Source organism: Klebsiella sp. GB_Kp056, assembly GCF_040064755.1.
In the GTDB taxonomy this organism is placed as follows: domain Bacteria; phylum Pseudomonadota; class Gammaproteobacteria; order Enterobacterales; family Enterobacteriaceae; genus Klebsiella; species Klebsiella quasipneumoniae.
This window is the reverse complement of sequence record NZ_JBEAJA010000041.1, coordinates 76,175-95,780: the sequence shown is the minus strand read 5'-3', so window position 1 is coordinate 95,780 and position 19,606 is coordinate 76,175. Positions and strand designations below refer to the sequence as shown.

The window sequence follows — 19,606 nt, the reverse complement described above, 5'->3', positions numbered from 1 at the left end:
TATTACCCTGAGGGTTTTACGCCGCAGCCTGTGTTCCCCTCACGTCAGGCGCGAAGGGGAAAACGCGGCGGCATCACCACGCGAGGTAAGTTATTTGCCGCGTACCAGAGGGAGGTTTTCGCCGCTCCAGCCAGCAATGCCCTCTTTCAGTACAAAGACTTTTTCAAACCCGGCTTTGTTCAGCGCGCTGGCTGGCTCTTGCGCCTGCATGCCGGAACCGTCTACCACAATAATGGGTTGCGATTTGTGTTTTTCCAACTCGCCGACGTTATTCGCTTTGATATCGCTGGGCAGCAGGTTGATGGCGCCGGCAATATGGCCTTTACGGAAATCGTCACGCTGACGCAGGTCGACCACCACCGCGTCTTCTTTATTGATAAGACGCGTCGCTTCACCACGGGTGATGACTTTAACTTTCGACATCAGGCCCTTGAAGGTGGTGAACAGCACCGCCCCCAGCAGCGCGATCCACGCGATGCTCAGAACAGGGTGACGGCCGATGAATTGCATAATTTCTTGCATGGGGGGTTACAACTCCCGACTAAGTGAGAAAAAAACCAGGAAAGGAGTATACCTGTGCCTTGCGGCAATTACAGCCAGTGAGCGCGATGTAATGTATTTTCTGCGGGCGGCGGCGAAAAAAAGCCGTTTTCGCTGACACGCCGCGGCCCGGCCGCTCCCTTTCTTTGATCTTTCACGGGGATTTAAACGATTCAGCTGTAGTAAAATTACGCAAAATTTCTGTCTTTGAGCATGAGGTTGTCGCAATGTCGGTTACTAAAAAACCTATGGTACTGGTGATTCTGGATGGCTACGGCTATCGCGAAGACCAACAGGATAACGCCATTTACAGCGCTAAAACGCCGGTAATGGACGCCCTGTGGGCCAAACGTCCGCATACCCTGATCGATGCATCCGGCCTGGAAGTTGGCCTGCCGGACCGTCAGATGGGGAACTCCGAAGTGGGCCACGTCAACCTGGGCGCCGGTCGTATCGTCTATCAGGACCTGACCCGTCTCGATGTGGAAATTAAAGAACGCACCTTCTTCGCCAACCCGGTACTGACCGCCGCGGTCGATAAAGCGGTTGCCGCGGGTAAAGCGGTACATATCATGGGTCTGATGTCGCCGGGCGGCGTTCACAGCCATGAAGATCACATCATGGCGATGGTGGAGCTGGCGGCAGAGCGCGGCGCTGAGAAGATCTACCTGCACGCTTTCCTCGACGGTCGTGACACCCCGCCGCGCAGCGCGGAAAAAACGCTGGCAAAATTCGAAGCCAAATTTGCCGCGCTGGGCAAAGGCCGCATCGCGTCGCTCATTGGCCGCTACTACGCCATGGACCGCGACAACCGCTGGGATCGCGTTGAGCAGGCTTACGATCTGATGACGCTGGCGAAAGGCGAATTCCAGGCCGAGACCGCCGTCGCCGGCCTGCAGGCTGCCTACGCCCGTGACGAAAACGACGAGTTCGTGAAAGCGACCGTGATCCGCGCCGCCGGCCAGGCCGATGCCGCGATGGAAGATGGCGATGCGCTGATCTTCATGAACTTCCGTGCTGACCGCGCACGCGAAATCACCCGCGCCTTCGTCAACGCCGACTTCGACGGCTTTGCGCGTAAGAAAGTGGTTAACCTCGACTTCGTGATGCTCACCGAATATGCCGCCGACATCAAAGTGGCCTGCGCCTACCCGCCCGCCTCGCTGGCCAATACCTTCGGTGAGTGGATGGCGAAGCACGATAAAACCCAGCTGCGCATCTCCGAAACCGAGAAATACGCCCACGTCACCTTCTTCTTCAACGGCGGCGTAGAAGAGCCGTTCAAAGGCGAAGAGCGGATTCTGATTAACTCGCCGAAAGTGGCGACCTACGATCTGCAGCCGGAAATGAGCTCCGCCGAGCTGACCGAAAAACTGGTCGCGGCCATCAAAGGCGGCCAGTACGACACCATCATCTGTAACTACCCGAACGGCGATATGGTTGGCCATACCGGCGTGATGGAAGCGGCAGTGAAAGCCGTTGAAGCGCTGGATCACTGTATCGATCAGGTGGCGCAGGCGGTGGAATCCGTTGGCGGCCAGCTGCTGATCACCGCCGACCACGGTAACGCCGAACAGATGCGCGACCCGGCCACCGGTCAGGCGCACACCGCCCACACCAACCTGCCGGTTCCGCTGATCTACGTCGGTAACAAAGCGGTCAAAGCGGTCAATGGCGGCAAACTTTCCGACATCGCCCCGACCATGCTGTCGCTGATGGGAATGGAAATCCCGCAAGAGATGACTGGCAAGCCGCTGTTCATCGTGGAATAATCCTTCCCCATGAGGGGAAAGGCGACGTATTCAACTACATGGATCGCAACGGCAGTTCGATCCGTCCTTTACGCCAGCGCGCTCAGCGCTGGCGTATTACTGTGCGCGTCATCTGCGCACGCCGACGATCGCGATCAGCTAAAGTCCATCCAGGCCGACATCGCCGCCAGGCAGCGGGCGATTAAGCAACAGCAGCAGCAGCGCGCAAGCCTGCTCGCTCAGCTCAAAGCGCAGGAAGAGGCGATCGCCGCCGCGGCCCGCAAACTGCGCGAAACCCAGGACAGCCTGAACCAGCTCAATAAGCAGATTGACGAGATGAACGCTTCTCTCGCGAAGCTGGAGCGCCAGCGCGCGTCTCAGGAGCGTAACCTCGCCGCGCAGCTTGACGCGGCGTTCCGCCAGGGGCCGCATACCGGCATCCAGATGGTGCTGAGCGGTGAAGAGGGTCAGCGCAATCAGCGGATGCAGGTCTATTTCAGCTATTTCAACCAGGCCCGCCAGGAAACCATCGCGGAACTGAAGAAAACGCGCGAAGAGATGGCGGTGCAAAAGTCGATGCTCGAAGAGAAGCAGAGCCAGCAGCAGACGCTGGTCTACGAGCAAAAAGCCCAGCAGGCGAAGCTGGAGCAGGCGCGTAACGAACGGAAAAAGACCCTTTCCGGCCTGGAGTCCTCCATTCAGCGGGGTCAGCAACAGTTAAGTGAATTGCGGGCTAACGAATCGCGCCTACGCGGTCGTATCGCCCAGGCGGAGGCTGCCGCCAAAGCCCGTGCCGATCGGGAAGCTCGCGATGCGCAGGCGGTGCGCGACCGCCAGCAGGAAGCATCGCGCAAAGGCACCACCTATAAACCAACGGAAAGCGAGCGTTCGCTGATGTCACGCACCGGTGGGCTGGGCTCGCCGCGCGGTCAGGCGTTCTGGCCGGTTCGCGGTCCGCTCCTTCATCGATATGGCGAACAGCTGCAAGGTGAACTACGTTGGAAAGGGATGGTTATCGCCGCGTCTGAAGGCACCGAAGTCAGAGCGATTGCCGATGGTCGGGTCATTCTGGCCGACTGGCTGCAGGGCTATGGTCTGGTGGTGGTGGTCGAGCATGGCAAAGGCGACATGAGCCTGTATGGCTATAACCAAAGCGCGCTGGTCAGCGTCGGTACGCAGGTGCGTGCCGGTCAGCCTATCGCGCTCGTAGGCAGCAGCGGCGGTCAGGGCCGTCCGTCGCTCTATTTCGAAATTCGCCGCCAGGGTCAGGCGGTCAATCCACAGCCGTGGTTGGGAAGATAAGTTTTGCTTCAATTTCGCGCAATTGCTCTTGCCGTAGCCGGTTCGCTGGCTCTGGCGGCGCCAGCGTTCGCTGGCAAACTCTCCATCGTTATTGACGATTTTGGCTACCGCCCGCAGACCGAAAATCAGGTGCTGGCGCTGCCGTCCACTATCTCCGTCGCCGTGCTGCCGAACGCGCCGCACGCCCGGGAAATGGCCACGAAAGCGCATAATCTGGGCCATGAAGTGCTCATCCACCTGCCGATGGCGCCGCTCAGCAAACAGCCGCTGGAAAAAGACACCCTGCGTCCCGAAATGAGCAGCGAGGAGATCGAGCGCATCATCCGCGAGGCCTATGGCAAAGTCCCCTACGCCGTCGGGCTGAATAACCATATGGGCAGCGCGATGACCTCCAACCTGTTTGGCATGCAGAAGGTGATGCAGGCCCTGGAGCGCTACAATCTCTATTTTCTCGACAGCGTGACCATCGGCAATACCCAGGCCATGCGCGCCGCGCAGGGCACCGGGGTGAAGGTGATTAAGCGTAAGGTGTTTCTGGACGATACGCAGAATGAAGCCGATATACGCACTCAGTTCAACCGCGCCATCGCCCTGGCGCGGCGTAACGGTTCGGCGATAGCCATTGGCCATCCGCATCCGACGACGGTGCGGGTGCTGCAGCAGATGGTCTATAACCTGCCGCCGGATATCACGCTGGTGCGCCCGAGCAGCCTGCTCAACGAGCCGCAGGTCGACAACTCGACGCCAAACTACGCTCAGCCGCCTGCGCAACAAACGCCGCAGCAGCAGAAGCCGCGTAATCCGTTCCACGGCGTGAAGTATTGCAAGCCGAAGCGCCCGCTGGAGCCCGTGAACGCCAGCCGCTTCTTCACTATCCTCAGCGACAGCATCAGCCAGAGCGCGCTGGTCCAGTACTATCGCCTCAAATGGCAGGGCTGGGACAATCCCGGCAGCTAGACCACTCAGGGGTCCGTTCGCTTTTGCGCGACGGGCGCCTGGTTATCTTCGTGGGCGTACCACGCCTTAAAATATTTGAGAAAGCTGTAAAACGTGGCGTACAGGCCGGTGACCACGCCGACTTTGCCATAGCGCCACGCCCCGCTGAACAGATACCACTTAAAGAAAGCGCCAATGGCGCTGACGATCCCCCGCGTCAGCGAAGGTGTGATCTGCTGGTGCTTCACCAGCCGGGTGGTATAGCTGTTCAGCTTATTAAACACTTCATGCAGCGAATAAAAGGTGTCATGGCGTACAAAGCCCGGCAGCCTGACGGAGCGCGCGTGTCCGACCACCTGGTCATCCACCGGCCGGTCGTTAAACCGCGCCTGCTGGCGGTTAAAGAGGCGCACCGGGTAATCCGGCGAGGAAATAGGGTAGATCGTCCGCACCTGCGTGCCGAGCACAAACCAGTAGCGCGGCAAACGCCAGGCGCAGGCCGGGTCAGGCTCTTCCCCCGCTTTTAGCGCCTGAATGGCCGCCACGACGTCGTTATCAAGAATTTCATCGCTGTCCATGCACAGCACCCAGTCATGGCTGGCCAGCCCGATGGCATAGTTCATCTGCGCGCCGTGGGCTTTATAGGCATGATGATGGACGGTGAGACCAAACTGCTGACAAATAGAGACCGTTTCGTCGGTGCTACCGGAGTCGACGACAATACACTCATCAGCCACCTTCAGCAGCGGGGGCAGCACCTCCATGAGCAGACGTGCAGAGTTACAGGTCAGTAAGCATACGGAGAGTTTAAGCATGATCGTTTCAAAGTTAAACCGCGACTAAACACACTGTATAAGCGAATAACCGTAAAATCGATGTAGAAATTGTGCGCTTGATATTAAGCAGGCTAAAAATGTTATCCAAATCTAAATTAAGGCGCCCGCAGGCGCCTTTTTTGCTGATGTTTACAACAGACCGGAGGCGTTATTCCCAGCTCAGAACCACTTTACCGGACTGACCGGAGCGCATGGCGTCAAAGCCCTTCTGGAAGTCGTCAATGCCGAAGCGGTGGGTGATGATCGGCGAAAGATCCAGGCCAGACTGGATCAGCGCCGCCATCTTGTACCAGGTTTCGAACATTTCGCGACCATAGATCCCTTTGATAAACAGCCCCTTGAAGATGACCTTGGTCCAGTCGATGGACATATCCGACGGCGGGATACCCAGCATCGCGATACGGCCGCCGTGGTTCATGGTATCCAGCATGCTGCGGAACGCCGGCGGCGCGCCGGACATCTCAAGACCCACGTCGAAACCTTCGGTCATCCCCAGCTCGGCCATCACGTCGTTGAGGTTCTCTTTCGCCACGTTCACCGCGCGGGTGACGCCCATTTTGCGCGCCAGCTCGAGACGGTACTCGTTAACGTCAGTGATCACCACGTTACGCGCGCCGACGTGTTTCGCCACCGCCGCCGCCATCACGCCGATCGGACCGGCGCCGGAGACCAGCACGTCTTCCCCCACCAGATCGAAGGAGAGCGCGGTGTGCACGGCGTTGCCGAATGGGTCGAAGATGGACGCCAGGTCATCAGAGATATTGTCGGGAATTTTAAAGGCGTTAAAGGCCGGGATCACCAGATACTCGGCAAAGCAGCCCGGGCGGTTGACGCCCACGCCGATGGTGTTGCGGCACAGGTGGGTACGGCCCGCGCGGCAGTTACGGCAGTGGCCGCAGGTGATATGCCCTTCGCCGGAGACGCGGTCGCCAATCTTAAAGCCGCGCACTTCCTGGCCAATCCCCACCACTTCGCCGACATATTCGTGCCCGACCACCATCGGCACCGGAATGGTCTTCTGCGACCACTCATCCCAGTTGTAGATGTGCACGTCGGTCCCGCAAATGGCGGTCTTGCGGATTTTAATCAGCAGATCGTTATGGCCGACTTCCGGTTCCGGTACGTCGGTCATCCAGATGCCTTCTTCCGCTTTCAGTTTGGATAACGCTTTCATCTCACACCCTTATTAGGCGATGACGCCCAGTTGTTTGCCGATGCGGGTAAAGGCTTCCACCGCACGCTCAATTTGTTCAGGGGTATGCGCCGCCGACATCTGGGTGCGAATACGCGCCTGGCCTTTCGGTACCACCGGATAGAAGAAGCCGGTGACATAGATCCCTTCTTTCTGCAGTTCGCGGGCAAAGTTCTGCGCCACCACCGCTTCACCCAGCATCACCGGAATGATGGCGTGGTCGGCGCCCGCCAGGGTGAAGCCTGCCGCAGTCATTTTTTCACGGAACAGACGCGCGTTGGCCCACAGGCGATCGCGCAGGTCTGCGCCCTCTTCGACCATCTCCAGCACTTTGATGGAGGCGGCCACGATGGCCGGCGCCAGAGAGTTGGAGAACAGATACGGACGGGAACGCTGGCGCAGCCACTCGACCACCTCTTTGCGTGCGGCGGTGTAGCCGCCGGAGGCGCCGCCCAGCGCTTTACCCAGCGTGCCGGTGATGATGTCGACGCGCCCCATCACATCGCAGTATTCGTGGGAGCCGCGGCCGTTTTCGCCGACGAAGCCGACGGCGTGGGAGTCATCGACCATCACCAGCGCATCGTATTTATCCGCCAGGTCGCAAACACCTTTCAGGTTGGCGATCACACCGTCCATCGAGAAGACGCCGTCGGTGGCGATCAGCACGTGACGCGCGCCAGCGTCGCGGGCTTCTTTCAGACGCGCTTCCAGTTCCTGCATATCGTTGTTGGCATAGCGGAAGCGCTTCGCTTTACACAGGCGCACGCCGTCGATGATCGAGGCATGGTTCAGGGCGTCGGAGATAATGGCGTCTTCCGGGCCGAGCAGCGTTTCAAACAGGCCGCCGTTGGCGTCGAAGCAGGAGGAGTAGAGGATCGCGTCTTCCATACCGAGGAAATCCGCCAGCTTCTTCTCCAGCTGCTTGTGCGTATCCTGGGTGCCGCAGATGAAGCGTACCGAGGCCATCCCGAAGCCGTGGCTGTCCATACCGGATTTCGCCGCGTCGATCAGCGCCGGGTGGTTGGCCAGACCCAGATAGTTATTGGCGCAGAAGTTAATCACGTGGCTGTCGCCGACGGTAATGTCCGCCTGCTGCGCCGAGGTGATGATGCGCTCTTCTTTAAACAAGCCTTCGGCCCGAGCGGTCTCCAGATTGCTAGTTAACTGTTTGTAGAAATCACCACGCATTGCAACTCTCCAGATTCGGCAAAATTTGGCACATATTACCCAAAGCTATACGCTGATACGAGATGATGCAGGCCTGAATGAATTATTTGCAGCATAAATCACGTCAGCCCAGCACCTTATTCTGCGAATGGCTGTAGGCTTGCTCATGTGGTGATATGATATGAGCATTCATGTCCGGATTGTCTCCGGGCTCTCAACTTCAAAGGTACAGTTATGATCATCGTAACCGGCGGCGCAGGCTTTATCGGCAGCAACATCGTTAAAGCGCTGAACGACAAGGGCATTACCGACATTCTGGTTGTCGACAATCTGAAAGACGGCACCAAGTTTGTGAACCTGGTTGACCTGAACATCGCTGACTACATGGATAAAGAAGACTTTCTGATCCAGATTATGGCAGGCGAAGAGTTCGGCGACATTGACGCTATCTTCCACGAAGGCGCGTGCTCTTCCACCACGGAGTGGGACGGCAAGTACATGATGGACAACAACTATCAGTACTCCAAAGAGCTGCTGCACTACTGCCTGGAGCGCGAAATTCCGTTCCTGTACGCCTCTTCGGCGGCCACCTACGGTGGGCGCACCAGCGATTTCATCGAGTCTCGCGAGTATGAGCAGCCGCTAAACGTCTACGGCTACTCCAAATTCCTGTTCGATGAATACGTTCGTCAGATCCTGCCGGAAGCCAATTCGCAGATCGTCGGCTTCCGCTACTTCAACGTCTACGGGCCGCGCGAAGGCCACAAAGGCAGCATGGCAAGCGTCGCTTTCCACCTCAACACCCAGCTGAATAATGGCGAAAGTCCGAAACTGTTCGAAGGCAGCGACGGCTTCAAGCGCGACTTCGTCTACGTCGGCGACGTGGCTGACGTCAACCTGTGGTTCTGGGAAAACGGCGTTTCCGGCATCTTCAACCTCGGCACTGGCCGCGCGGAATCCTTCCAGGCCGTCGCCGACGCGACCCTGGCGTACCACAAAAAAGGCAGCATCGAGTACATCCCATTCCCGGACAAACTGAAAGGCCGCTACCAGGCGTTCACCCAGGCGGATCTGACTAACCTGCGTAAAGCGGGCTATGACAAACCGTTCAAAACCGTTGCCGAAGGCGTAACGGAGTATATGGCCTGGCTGAATCGGGATGCGTAAGAGATAACATGAAAATTCTGGTGGTAGGCCCGTCTTGGGTGGGCGACATGATGATGTCGCAAAGTCTTTATCGTACGCTCAGGGCGCGCTATCCCCAGGCGATTATCGACGTGATGGCGCCAGCCTGGTGTCGTCCGTTGTTATCGCGCATGCCGGAAGTGAACGAAGCGATCCCGATGCCGCTGGGCCACGGCGCGCTGGCTATCGGCGAACGCCGCAAGCTCGGCCACAGCCTGCGCGAGCGTCGCTACGATCGCGCTTACGTGCTGCCAAACTCGTTTAAATCGGCATTAGTCCCCTTCTTCGCCAACATCCCGCTGCGCACCGGCTGGCGCGGCGAGATGCGCTACGGCCTGCTCAACGACGCCCGGGTGCTGGACAAAGACGCCTGGCCGCTGATGGTGGAACGCTACGTGGCGCTGGCCTACGACAACGGCGTGATGCGCTGCGCCAAAGATCTGCCGCAGCCGCTGCTATGGCCGCAGCTGCAGGTCAACGAAGGGGAAAAGTCGCAGGCCTGCAGCGCCTTTAACCTGTCCAACGATCGGCCGATCATCGGCTTTTGCCCCGGCGCGGAGTTCGGCCCGGCAAAACGCTGGCCGCACTATCACTATGCTGCGCTGGCGAAAAAGCTCATCGACGATGGTTATCAGATTGCGCTATTTGGCTCGGCAAAAGATAACGAGGCCGGCAAAGAGATCATCGCCGCCCTCAGCAGCGAGCAGCAGGCCTGGTGCCGGAATCTGGCGGGTGAAACCCAGCTGGAGCAGGCGGTGATCCTGATTGCCGCCTGTAAAGCGGTGGTGACTAACGATTCGGGGCTGATGCACGTCGCCGCGGCGCTGGACCGCCCGCTGGTGGCGCTGTATGGCCCGAGCAGTCCGGACTTTACCCCGCCGCTGTCGCATAAAGCGCGCGTGATCCGCCTGATTACCGGCTACCACAAGGTGCGCAAAGGCGATGCCGCGGAAGGTTATCATCAGAGCCTGATCGACATTACGCCAGAGCGCGTCCTGCAAGAGCTGAACGAATTGCTGACGGAAAAAACCGGGCACGAGGAAGCGTAGCGGATGCGGGTATTGATTGTAAAAACCTCATCGATGGGCGACGTGCTGCACACGCTGCCCGCGCTGACCGACGCCGCGCAGGCCATCCCCGGCATCCGCTTCGACTGGGTTGTGGAAGAAGGCTTCGCGCAGATCCCCTCCTGGCATGACAGCGTCGAGCGGGTGATCCCGGTGGCGATCCGCCGCTGGCGTAAAGCCTGGTTCTCCGCGCCGATCAAAGCGGAGCGTAAAGCCTTTCGCGAGGCCGTCCAGGCGGTCAAGTATGACGCCATTATCGACGCCCAGGGGCTGGTGAAAAGCGCTGCGCTGGTCACCCGTCTGGCGCACGGCGTCAAGCATGGTATGGACTGGCAAACGGCCCGCGAGCCGCTGGCCAGCCTGTTTTACAACCGCCGCCACCACATTGCGAAACAGCAGCACGCGGTGGAGCGTACCCGCGAGCTGTTCGCCAAAAGCCTCGGCTACGCGAAACCCCAAACCCAGGGGGATTACGCCATTGCGCGCCATTTCCTGCAGCACGAGGCTAACGCTGCCGCCCCCTATCTGGTGTTTCTGCACGCCACCACCCGCGACGATAAGCACTGGCCGGAAAACCGCTGGCAGGAACTGCTCGATCTGCTGGCCGACAGCGGCGTCCGCATTAAGCTGCCGTGGGGCGCCCCGCACGAAGAGGCGCGGGCGAAGCGGCTGGCGGAAGGCCGGGAGTATGTTGAAGTGCTACCGCGCATGAGCCTTGAGCAGGTGGCGCAGGTTCTGGCCAGCGCCCGGGCCGTCGTCTCGGTCGATACCGGCCTGAGTCATCTGACCGCCGCGCTGGATAAACCAAACTTCACGCTCTACGGCCCGACCGATCCGGGGCTGATTGGCGGATACGGTAAAAACCAGCACATCGTGCGGCCGGAAAACAGCGCCAGCACCGGCGATATTACCGCCAGCCGGGTTCATCTTCTTCTGCAAAATCAGGGGCTGCTCTGATGGGATCCCTGTTTAAGCAGATCTATCGCTACACCCGCCCTCGCGCTTATCGTCACAATGAAAATCTGTGGCCTTTTACCCGCATCACCCGCGCGCCGAGCGGCGAAATCAGCGCGTTGCGTTATAAAGGGAAAACGGTGCCGCTGGTCAGCCTGAGCGCGCTGAAAAACAGCATGCAAGGCGAAGTCCTGCTGACCGCCACCGGTCCTTCGACCCGCAATATCGATTTTTCCCTGTTGTCGAAAACGATCCCGGTGATGGGCGTCAATGGCGCCTGGCATCTTGCCGACCGACTGCACTTTTCGCTCTATACCATCGTCGACATGGAGTTTTTCGATAAGAAGCCGGACATTATCCGCGCCATCGTCAGTCAGCCGGACATTCTTCTGTTCACCACCATGCATGGGATCGCCAAAATCGTCGATCGCCATGCGGACGCGCTGCGCTGCCGTTTGGCGTTGATTGAGGACGGTTGCTATAAGATTTACCAGCCGAAAGTCGCCAGCGAAGCGATAAAGCGCACTTACCAGCAGAATCCGGCGATGTGCTTTCATCCCCAGCGCCCGGATATCTGTTTTAGCACCGATATTCGCCAGGGCGTCTTTGATGCCGGCACGGTGGTCTACTGGGCGCTGCAGATCCTCGCCTGGCTGGGCTTCAGCACTATCCTGGTGAGCGGTCTGGATATGACTAACTTCAACCAGCCGCGATTCTACGAAACACAACAAGAAAAATTGCCTTCGTACCTGGCAACAAAAGTGGATACCCTCGTCATGCCCTCCTTTGCGCATGCCGCGCAGGTACTGCAGCAACGCCAGATCCGGGTCATTAATTTTTCACCAGAAAGCGCTGTGCCGGACACTATTTTCGAAAAGGTTGCGTTTAATGAGTACTTTAAAAATGAGTAACTACGCCAGACAGGGTTACTCGATTGTTTTTCCTTTGTTTTTATTTTTCAGCGCGATTTTTTGCATGTCCACCCGGACCAATAACCTGCTGCATTTATCGATCCTGCTGCTCTTGCTCTCGCTGGTACGCCCGGAAAACCGCCAGGCGCTGGCCGGCGTGTTACGCGAACAGTGGCAGACCTGGGCGCTGCTGGCGGTCTTCTTTATCTATTACGCCCTCAGTAACCTGTGGGGCCATACGCCGCAGCATATCGACTCGCCGATCACCCACGGCGTGTACCTGACGGGCTATCTGTTGCTGATGGCGATGCTGCTCAGCGACGAACGAACCCGCCGCCTGGCCATGCTGGCGGTGGTTGGCGGGATCACCGCGCTCTCGCTGTGGACGCTAATGTTCGACCACACCCTGGTCCTCACCGAACGGGCGGTCTCCCCTGAGAACCCCGGGCCAACAAACGTTATCGACCTTGCCGGATACTGCGGCATCGGCATCTTAATCTGCGGCATGCTACTGAAAGAAAAAGCCAGCCACTGGCTCTATCTGCCAGTGGCCATCATGCTGGTGATGATGCTGCTGACCCAAAGCCGCGGGCCGATCATCGCCCTGGTGCTGGCGGTCGGCTGTACGCTGCACCTGCACGTCTTCACCCGCCGCAACCTGCTGATCGCCGCGGCGCTGGCCGTGCTGGTGGCTCTGCTTTTGGTCATGACGCCGGTGGGCGACATGCTGCTCGCCCGTTTCGAAGAGTTGGGCACCCAAAGCGGGCTGCGCCTGAGCATCTGGCACCATACGCTGTCGGAGATGGCCAGCCAGCCCTGGCTGGGACGCGGTTTCAGCTATGAACTGGATTTCATCAACTACAGCGGCGAACACATCACCACCACCCACAGCGTATATATGGGCGCCCTGCTGAAAGGCGGCATCGTGGGTTTACTGCTGTTGCTGGCGGTCATTGCCTGCGGACTGTGGCAGGCGTGGCGCAAGCGCCGCTCCGACAGCCGCTACAGTCTGGCGATCCTGTTTTACGCGCTGGTATTTATGGCCTCGCAGGGGATGTTTATCATCAGCAACCCCCGGGAAACCTGGGTGCTGTTCTGGCTGCCGCTGGGCATTGCGCTCAGCAAAGGGCTGGCGGAAAAGCGTTAACAAGAAAGGGCCGCTGACGGCCCTTTTTTATATTCACTTTTCTATTAACTGCGGGCGGCGACCAGCCGGTCGGCCTGCTCTTTAATCACCGGCCATACCGACTCAATCGCCACATCGGCGACATTCGCTTCTTCACAAACGATCTGCCTCGCTTTGTCATAGCCCGGCGCCCAGATATGATAGCCGGGCAGCCCGGTATCCTTGAGTTTGCGTTTGTTATAGACCGCCACCATCGGTTTATCGAAAGCGCGGGCGATATGCACGATCGAGGTGTCCGGCGTAATGACTAAATCACAGCTGCGAATCACCTCCACGGCGGAGTTGATGGTGCTGTCGGCGACGTACAGCGCCATATCCAGCCCCAGCTGCTGAATTTTCTCGCTGCGACCCACCATCACGATACAGACCCGGTAAGGCAGAGCATGTAGCCGCTCGACCAGGGTCGCCACCTGATGACGACAGAAGTCTTTATCCTCGGAGGCGGTAAAAGGGTTAATGGCGATGCGCAGTGCGACCTCTCCGGCCTGGGAAAGCAAGCGCGCCACTTTCTCCCGCTCATGGCGACAGCCGGGGAGATGATAGTCGTATGGCTGGTCGTCAACGACGCCAAAAAGCTTCACCACCTGCTGATAGCGCAGGGAAATATGGCTGTTGCTGTCAAAAAAAGCGATCGAATGATCGTAAAGTTTATAGGGCTCTTTATTAAAGCCAATCACGCTGGTCGCCCGTAAATCGGCGAGTAATTTAAAGCGTTCATAGCTGGTCACGTCATCAAAATCGATAACCGCATCAAAACCCGCCGCCCGTAACGTATTTAAGGACATGCGTGGTCGATATAAATATACTTGCTCAATGAATTCTGAGCCGGCTAATATTTCGCAGCATATTGGTCCGGTTAACACCGAAACCTGATATCCCCGTTCGGCCAGTATTCTGGCGCAGCCGGTGGTCACCACCATATCGCCGACTTTATCGTCCAGGCGCAATAGCAGCACGCGGCGCACGGGGGCCGGGTCGAAGGGTTTGCGCGCCGGCTTATTTCTGTATCGATAGTTAATTAAATTAAATTTTATACCGCGGAAAAAAGCGTTCTTTTTCCGCGTCAATTGTTTAAGGATACGCATACGGTACCTTGAGCTGTGTTAGCGCTGTGTGATTTTCCGCTGGTAATATTCTGCCAACGTCATGCCCTTCACCTGCGGCGCCAGCCAGCTAAAAAAGGCTTCAAGGTCAGCGTATAAACGCTCAATATCCCGTTCATTCTGGAACGTGGGGCTGCCGCCGGGCATATATTCTGAAGAGTGGAGCATATATTCCACGTAGTCATTGCCCTGCGTCAACGTTTGTTCGACGACTTTTTTCATCGTCTCCACGTTGCCGCCCATCGGACGCAGCCAGTGCACGGAGGGGGAACGCACTTTGCCGCGCAGGCGGTCGTAGCCCTGCTTCACGCTGTTCATCCACGCGGAGTGCTTGTACTGAATGCTCATCGGCACTTCCAGCAGCGGCGAGCGGCCCTCGCGGCTGATGTCATTTTCATCGAGGAAATAGGCATGCTGCGGGAAGCGACGATAATCGGTCCCGCCATCGCCCTGCGGCGCCCCCTTGGCGGTCTTCCAGTTCACCCGCGGGGTCACCGAGCAATCCACCTGATACCCGTACTCCACCAGCAGACGCGCATAGCGCTCGTCAAAGGCCCAGCGCCCGGCGCGATGACTAACCATTTTGGTCTGGAAGGTGTCCTCCAGCAGACGCGTCATATAGTCGACCTTCTCACGCATCATGGCATCGCTGTATTCAATGAGATAAGGCTTATGCCGCCAGTCATCGGCGGTCAGCGGCTCGGTCGGCGGGCTGTTCCAGGCATGCAGATGCATACCGACTTCCGCGGTGCCGCGGGCAATCACGTCTCTGGCGAATTCGATATAAAAGGGGTCGATGGCCATTTCATAATTGGTCAAATAGACCGGTTTAAAGCCATACTTTTCGCAAAGCTGCTGAAAACGCGGGAGATAACGCGCATTCTCGGTGGTGATGCTGTCATGTTTTTGCCAGAGGTTATCGCCCTCTGTATCAATCGTGATGAGAAATGCGGGATTGTGCACGAAAACGTCCTCAGGCCATACGTATCGGGTCATGGTAGAGCAATACAACGCTTCTCTCAATCTGTCTGATCCCCTAGAATCGGAACCCTTATCCTGGATGAAGAACAGAGTATGACGCCTGAAACCCTCTCCCGCAGCCCCTTGAACCCGGCGCGGATCCTGGTCATTAAGCTGCGCCATCATGGCGACATGCTGCTGATCACCCCGCTTATTCACGCGCTGAAACAGCAGTATCCCGCCGCCAGCGTGGATGTCCTGCTGTATGAAGAGACCCGGGATATGCTCGCCGCCAACCCCGATATCCACCATATTTATGGTCTCGACCGCCGCTGGAAAAAGCAGGGGAAAAAGCATCAACTGAAGATGCAATGGCAGCTCATTCAGACGCTGCGCCAGCAGCGATACGATATGGTGCTCAACCTTGCCGACCAGTGGCCGAGCGCGATTATCAGCAAACTGACCGGCGCCGCGACGCGGATCGGCTTTGATTTTCCGAAGCGTCGCCACCCGTTCTGGCGCTATTGCCACACCGCGCTGGCCGCTACCCAACAGCATAATCAGCTGCATACGGTACAGCAGAATCTCTCTATCCTCGCTCCGCTCGGTATCCAGTTGAACGACGCCCCGGCGCGGATGGGCTACAGCGAAGCAGACTGGGCCACCAGCCGCGCCCTGCTGCCGGAGGACTTCCGGGATAACTACATCGTCATCCAGCCAACGTCGCGTTGGTTCTTCAAATGCTGGCGCGAAGATCGGATGAGCGCGCTGATCAACGCGCTGTCCGCCGAAGGGTACCCGGTGGTACTCACCTCCGGCCCCGACGATAGAGAGAAGAAGATGGTGGAGACCATCATCGCCGGCTGCCCGCAGGCGCGGCTGCACTCTTTAGCCGGCCAGTTAACGCTGCGCCAGCTGGCGGCGGTGATCGATCACGCCCGGCTGTTTATCGGCGTCGACTCGGTGCCGATGCATATGGCTGCGGCTCTCGGCACCCCGCTGGTCGCCCTGTTCGGCCCCTCGAAGCTGACCTTCTGGCGTCCATGGCAGGCGAAAGGCGAGGTGATCTGGGCAGGCGACTTCGGTCCGCTGCCCGACCCGGACGCCATCAACACCAACACCGACGAACGTTATCTCGATTTAATTCCTACCGACGCCGTGATCGCGGCGGCGAAAAAGGTACTGGCATGAGTAAATTCAGGCTGGCTCTGGTGCGGCAGAAGTACCGCCCGGACGGCGGCGCAGAACGGTTTGTCTCCCGCGCGCTGGAAGCCCTCGACAGCAGTCATTTGCAACTGAACGTCATCACCCGCGAATGGCAGGGGCCGGTGAAACCGGACTGGCAGATCCATATCTGTAACCCACGTAAATGGGGGCGCATCAGCCGCGAGCGCGGGTTTGCCAACGCCGCGCGGGCGCTCTGGCAGCGCGAATCTTTCGACCTGGTGCAGAGCCATGAGCGTATTCCCGGCTGCGATCTCTACCGCGCCGGCGACGGCGTTCATCGCCGCTGGCTGCAACAGCGCTCGCGCATTTTACCGGCCTGGAAAAGCCGCCTGCTGTTTGCCGACCGCTACCACCGTTATGTGATGCAAGCGGAACGGGAGATGTACGAAGACCCGCATCTGCGCGGGGTGATCTGCAACGCCGAGATGATCAAACGCGAGATCATCGAAGACTTTGGCCTGCCGGCGGACAAGATCCACGTTATCTATAACGCCATTGATAACCAGCGTTTCCTGCCGCCGGGCGAAGAAACCTTTGCCGCCTTACGCGCCAAATGGCAGTTGCCGCTGCAGGCGACCTGCCTGATTTACGTCGGCTCCGGCTTTGAGCGTAAAGGGCTGGCGGCGGCGATCCGCGCCATCGCCCCGACCGATCGCTATCTGCTGGTGGTTGGCAAAGATAAAGATCAGCCGCGCTATCAGGCGCTGGCGAAGAGTCTCGGCTGCGAAGCGCGGGTGCGCTTCTTCGGCATGCAGTCGGAGACGCTGCCGTTCTATCAGATGGCCGATGGCCTGCTGCTACCGACCCTCTACGATCCGTTCCCCAACGTCATCCTTGAGGCAATGGCCTGCGGTCTGCCGGTGATCACCACCACCGGCTGCGGCGGGGCGGAGTTTATCGTCAACGGCCACAACGGTTACGTCTGCGACGCCCTGGATATCCCGGCGCTACAGCAGGCGGTGATGGCCCTGCCTGCCCGCGCGCTGGGCTCCGCGGAAGGCGACCGCGCCCGCGAGCGCATCATGGCCTGCACCAGCGAGCGCCTCTCAACCCAGCTGCTTTCCCTTTATCAGGATCTGGTGAAATAACGATGCGCATCTTATTTGTGATTGACGGATTGCCCGGCGGCGGCGCGGAGAAAGTGGTTCTCACCCTGGCGGCGCAGTTCCTGCGCGACGGCGATCGGGTCTCGCTCATTTCGCTACGCGACGTCTGCGAGTACCCATTGCCCGAGGGGCTCGACTACCAGGTGGTGGCCGATCGCTGCCGCAAACCGTGGCGCAAGCTGACCGAGCTGTCCCGCCGCGCCCGCCAGCTGGACGCCGCGGTCATCCGGGCCGAGCAGCAGGGACAATTTGACCTTGTGCTCTCCAACCTGCACAAAACCGACCGCATCGTCGCCCGCAGCCGGGCGCTGCGCGAGCGCAACGTCTGGTTCTGCCTGCACGGCGTCTTCTCGGCCTCTTATCTTGGTCACCGTACCGGCTTTGACCGCTGGATGAAGCAGCAGAAAATTAAGCGGATTTACCAGGGGCGCAACGTGGTGGCAGTTTCCGACGCCGTGGGGCGCGATCTGGTGGAAGCCTTCGCCCTGCGCCCGGCGCAGCTGAAAACCATCTATAACCCCTTCGATATCGCCGCCCTGCGCGCCGGGGCGGAAGCCGACAGCGAGCGCCCGGACGGCGACTACCTGATTCACGTCGGCCGCTTCCATCCCGGCAAACGCCACGACCGCCTGCTCGAAGCCTACGCGCAAAGCGGCATCGACGCGCCGCTGGTGCTGTTAGGCCAGGGGAAACCGGAGCAAGAGCAGCGCCTGCGCCAGCTGGCCAAAACGCTGCAGATTGACGACCGGGTGTGGTTCAAAGGTTTTCAGGAAAACCCCTTACCGTGGATCAAAGGCGCGCGGATGCTGGTTTTGAGCTCGGATAGCGAAGGATTCGGCAATGTGGTGGTGGAGGCGCTGCTGTTGCATACCCCGGTCGCCAGCACCCGCTGCCCCGGCGGCGTCACCGAGATCCTCACCGGCGAACTTGCCCGCGGTCTGGCGGATCTCACCAGTCCGGCGCTGGCTCAGACGATGCAAAGCATTTACCATAACCCGCCGGCCATCGACGATGCCGCGCTGGAAAAATTCAGCGTCGTGTCCATTTGTCAGCAGTACCGTCAGCTGCAGCGCATCTGACGCCGTTAGTTAACCAGGATCGAAGATTTATGAGTCAAACGCCTTTACTGAGCATCGTGGCTGCCGTCTACAACGGTGAGAAATTTCTTGCGCAATTCTTTGAGTGCATTGAACAGCAGCAGCTGGACAGCTATGAACTGATCCTGGTGAACGATGGGTCGACGGACAACAGCCTGGCGGTGATCGCCGAATGGCGGGATCGGCTGCAGAACGTCCAGGTGCTGGAGCAGGAAAACCAGGGCGTCTCGGTCGCGCGCAATACCGGCCTGGCGGTTGCCAGCGGCAAGTACCTCGCGTTTCCGGACATCGACGATAAACTCTATCCGGGCATGTATCGCACGCTGCTGGAGATGGCGGAGAAAGCACATCTCGATGTCGCCACTTGCAACGGCACCTACGTGTACGAAAAGCGCCGCGAGAGCCACCCGATCTTTCCGCTGGATCGCTTGCCCTCGACCAGTGTGCTGCCGGGCCATGTCTGGCTCAAGCAGGCCCTGGACTCGCGGAAATTTCTGCACGTCACCTGGCTCAATATCTATCGCCACGATTTTATCCGCCAGCATCACTTCCATTTCGAACCCGGCCTGCGCCATCAGGATATCCCGTGGACCACAGAGGCGCTGCTTGCCGCGGAGCGCGTGCAGTACACCAGTCAGCAATTCTATGATTACTACATCCACTCTGAGTCGGTGTCGCATAAGCCGGACAACGACGACACGCTGATGCGTTCGGCGCGCCATTACATGAAAATTCTGGAGATGCTGGAGGCGATCAACCAGCGTTACCCGGACAAAGTGCGCCATATCGCCGCCTGTCGCTGGCAGATCGCCAAAGAAGGCCTGGGGATCATCCACACCTTCGACAGTATGAAAGATGAGTCGAAAAAGCATGTTATCATTAAAGAATTCTTCGACCGTGGTATCTGGCGGTTAATCTGGAAAAACGCCTGTACTTTCCGTTTACGCTGGCGCCTGGGACGCCGTTATCTGCGTATTAAGCGTTATCGCCACGCGGGATAGACCAAAAACCCGCTGTTTCCGCCAAAGAGATAGCTTTACGCGGGCTAAATGCTTAGAATTTGCCCGCCAAAACAGAGAACGGATA

The 19,606-nt window shown here is 58.7% G+C and carries 18 protein-coding genes; 12 read left to right on the top strand and 6 right to left on the bottom strand.

Translation table 11 applies throughout. The features are described 5' to 3' along the window. Positions 1–90 precede the first annotated feature (90 nt). Positions 91–522: a rhodanese-like domain-containing protein gene (locus ABLV52_RS08750; RefSeq protein WP_023291350.1), complete on the bottom strand. Its 432-nt coding sequence runs from the start codon at positions 520–522 to the stop codon at positions 91–93. 245 nt (positions 523–767) lie between these two features. Between ABLV52_RS08750 and gpmM the strand changes: the two genes are divergently transcribed. Genes gpmM through ABLV52_RS08735 form a run of 3 tightly spaced genes read left to right on the top strand, consistent with a single transcriptional unit; the run spans position 768 to position 4,550 of the window. Next, complete coding sequence (gpmM, locus tag ABLV52_RS08745) at positions 768–2,312, top strand: 2,3-bisphosphoglycerate-independent phosphoglycerate mutase (protein ID WP_348890281.1); 1,545 nt, start codon at positions 768–770, stop codon at positions 2,310–2,312. Between the two features lie 9 nt (positions 2,313–2,321). Next, entirely contained in the window at positions 2,322–3,593 is a 1,272-nt protein-coding gene (gene envC / locus ABLV52_RS08740) for a murein hydrolase activator EnvC (RefSeq protein ID WP_023291352.1), read from the top strand. 3 nt (positions 3,594–3,596) lie between these two features. Beyond that, positions 3,597–4,550, top strand: coding sequence for a divergent polysaccharide deacetylase family protein (locus tag ABLV52_RS08735; RefSeq protein ID WP_065882886.1), 954 nt, complete (start codon positions 3,597–3,599; stop codon positions 4,548–4,550). A gap of 5 nt (positions 4,551–4,555) precedes the next feature. Here the strand turns inward: ABLV52_RS08735 and ABLV52_RS08730 are convergent, their stop codons facing one another. The 3 genes from ABLV52_RS08730 to kbl form a co-directional block, all read right to left on the bottom strand. Then, positions 4,556–5,344: a glycosyltransferase family 2 protein gene (locus tag ABLV52_RS08730; protein ID WP_023291354.1), complete on the bottom strand. Its 789-nt coding sequence runs from the start codon at positions 5,342–5,344 to the stop codon at positions 4,556–4,558. A gap of 169 nt (positions 5,345–5,513) precedes the next feature. Next, a complete protein-coding gene (gene tdh, locus ABLV52_RS08725; RefSeq protein WP_004205051.1) occupies positions 5,514–6,539 on the bottom strand; it encodes an L-threonine 3-dehydrogenase in 1,026 nt (341 codons plus the stop codon). 12 nt (positions 6,540–6,551) lie between these two features. Then, the gene (gene kbl, locus ABLV52_RS08720) at positions 6,552–7,745 is read right to left on the bottom strand and encodes a glycine C-acetyltransferase (protein ID WP_017900044.1); all 1,194 of its coding nucleotides are present in this window, start codon (positions 7,743–7,745) and stop codon (positions 6,552–6,554) included. Between the two features lie 213 nt (positions 7,746–7,958). Here kbl and rfaD point away from each other — a divergent pair, with 213 nt between their 5' ends. From rfaD to ABLV52_RS08695, 5 genes are read left to right on the top strand one after another with little or no spacing between them, the layout of a single operon-like run. Continuing rightward, a complete protein-coding gene (gene rfaD / locus ABLV52_RS08715; protein ID WP_023291355.1) occupies positions 7,959–8,891 on the top strand; it encodes an ADP-glyceromanno-heptose 6-epimerase in 933 nt (310 codons plus the stop codon). A gap of 8 nt (positions 8,892–8,899) precedes the next feature. Continuing rightward, positions 8,900–9,958, top strand: a complete 1,059-nt coding sequence (gene rfaF, locus ABLV52_RS08710) for an ADP-heptose--LPS heptosyltransferase RfaF (RefSeq protein ID WP_044525043.1) — start codon at positions 8,900–8,902, stop codon at positions 9,956–9,958. A 3-nt stretch (positions 9,959–9,961) separates the two neighbouring features. Continuing rightward, positions 9,962–10,933 carry a lipopolysaccharide heptosyltransferase RfaC gene (rfaC, locus tag ABLV52_RS08705; protein ID WP_086075612.1) on the top strand — a complete coding sequence of 324 codons (972 nt, stop codon included), beginning with the start codon at positions 9,962–9,964 and terminating at the stop codon, positions 10,931–10,933. After that, the gene (locus tag ABLV52_RS08700) at positions 10,933–11,841 is read left to right on the top strand and encodes a glycosyl transferase (RefSeq protein ID WP_023291358.1); all 909 of its coding nucleotides are present in this window, start codon (positions 10,933–10,935) and stop codon (positions 11,839–11,841) included. Before rfaC ends, ABLV52_RS08700 begins: the two co-directional genes overlap by 1 nt. Then, positions 11,819–12,988 (top strand): O-antigen ligase family protein, encoded by a 1,170-nt coding sequence (locus tag ABLV52_RS08695; protein ID WP_348890280.1) that lies wholly within the window; start codon positions 11,819–11,821, stop codon positions 12,986–12,988. Before ABLV52_RS08700 ends, ABLV52_RS08695 begins: the two co-directional genes overlap by 23 nt. Before the next feature lie 44 nt (positions 12,989–13,032). On the opposite strand, the gene ABLV52_RS08690 is transcribed toward ABLV52_RS08695, so the two are convergent. Both ABLV52_RS08690 and ABLV52_RS08685 read right to left on the bottom strand, forming a co-directional pair. After that, positions 13,033–14,112, bottom strand: coding sequence for a glycosyltransferase family 9 protein (locus ABLV52_RS08690; RefSeq protein ID WP_032454363.1), 1,080 nt, complete (start codon positions 14,110–14,112; stop codon positions 13,033–13,035). 18 nt (positions 14,113–14,130) lie between these two features. After that, entirely contained in the window at positions 14,131–15,093 is a 963-nt protein-coding gene (locus tag ABLV52_RS08685) for a polysaccharide deacetylase family protein (RefSeq protein ID WP_023291361.1), read from the bottom strand. 111 nt (positions 15,094–15,204) lie between these two features. Between ABLV52_RS08685 and rfaQ the strand changes: the two genes are divergently transcribed. Genes rfaQ through ABLV52_RS08665 form a run of 4 tightly spaced genes read left to right on the top strand, consistent with a single transcriptional unit; the run spans position 15,205 to position 19,521 of the window. Continuing rightward, a complete protein-coding gene (rfaQ, locus tag ABLV52_RS08680; RefSeq protein WP_132134547.1) occupies positions 15,205–16,281 on the top strand; it encodes a putative lipopolysaccharide heptosyltransferase III in 1,077 nt (358 codons plus the stop codon). Next, positions 16,278–17,405 carry a glycosyltransferase family 4 protein gene (locus ABLV52_RS08675; RefSeq protein WP_023291363.1) on the top strand — a complete coding sequence of 376 codons (1,128 nt, stop codon included), beginning with the start codon at positions 16,278–16,280 and terminating at the stop codon, positions 17,403–17,405. The genes rfaQ and ABLV52_RS08675 overlap by 4 nt, the downstream gene beginning before the upstream one ends. Before the next feature lie 2 nt (positions 17,406–17,407). After that, a complete protein-coding gene (locus ABLV52_RS08670) occupies positions 17,408–18,502 on the top strand; it encodes a glycosyltransferase (RefSeq protein ID WP_124073614.1) in 1,095 nt (364 codons plus the stop codon). 29 nt (positions 18,503–18,531) lie between these two features. Then, complete coding sequence (locus tag ABLV52_RS08665) at positions 18,532–19,521, top strand: glycosyltransferase (RefSeq protein ID WP_348890279.1); 990 nt, start codon at positions 18,532–18,534, stop codon at positions 19,519–19,521. The last annotated feature ends 85 nt before the right edge of the window (positions 19,522–19,606 follow it).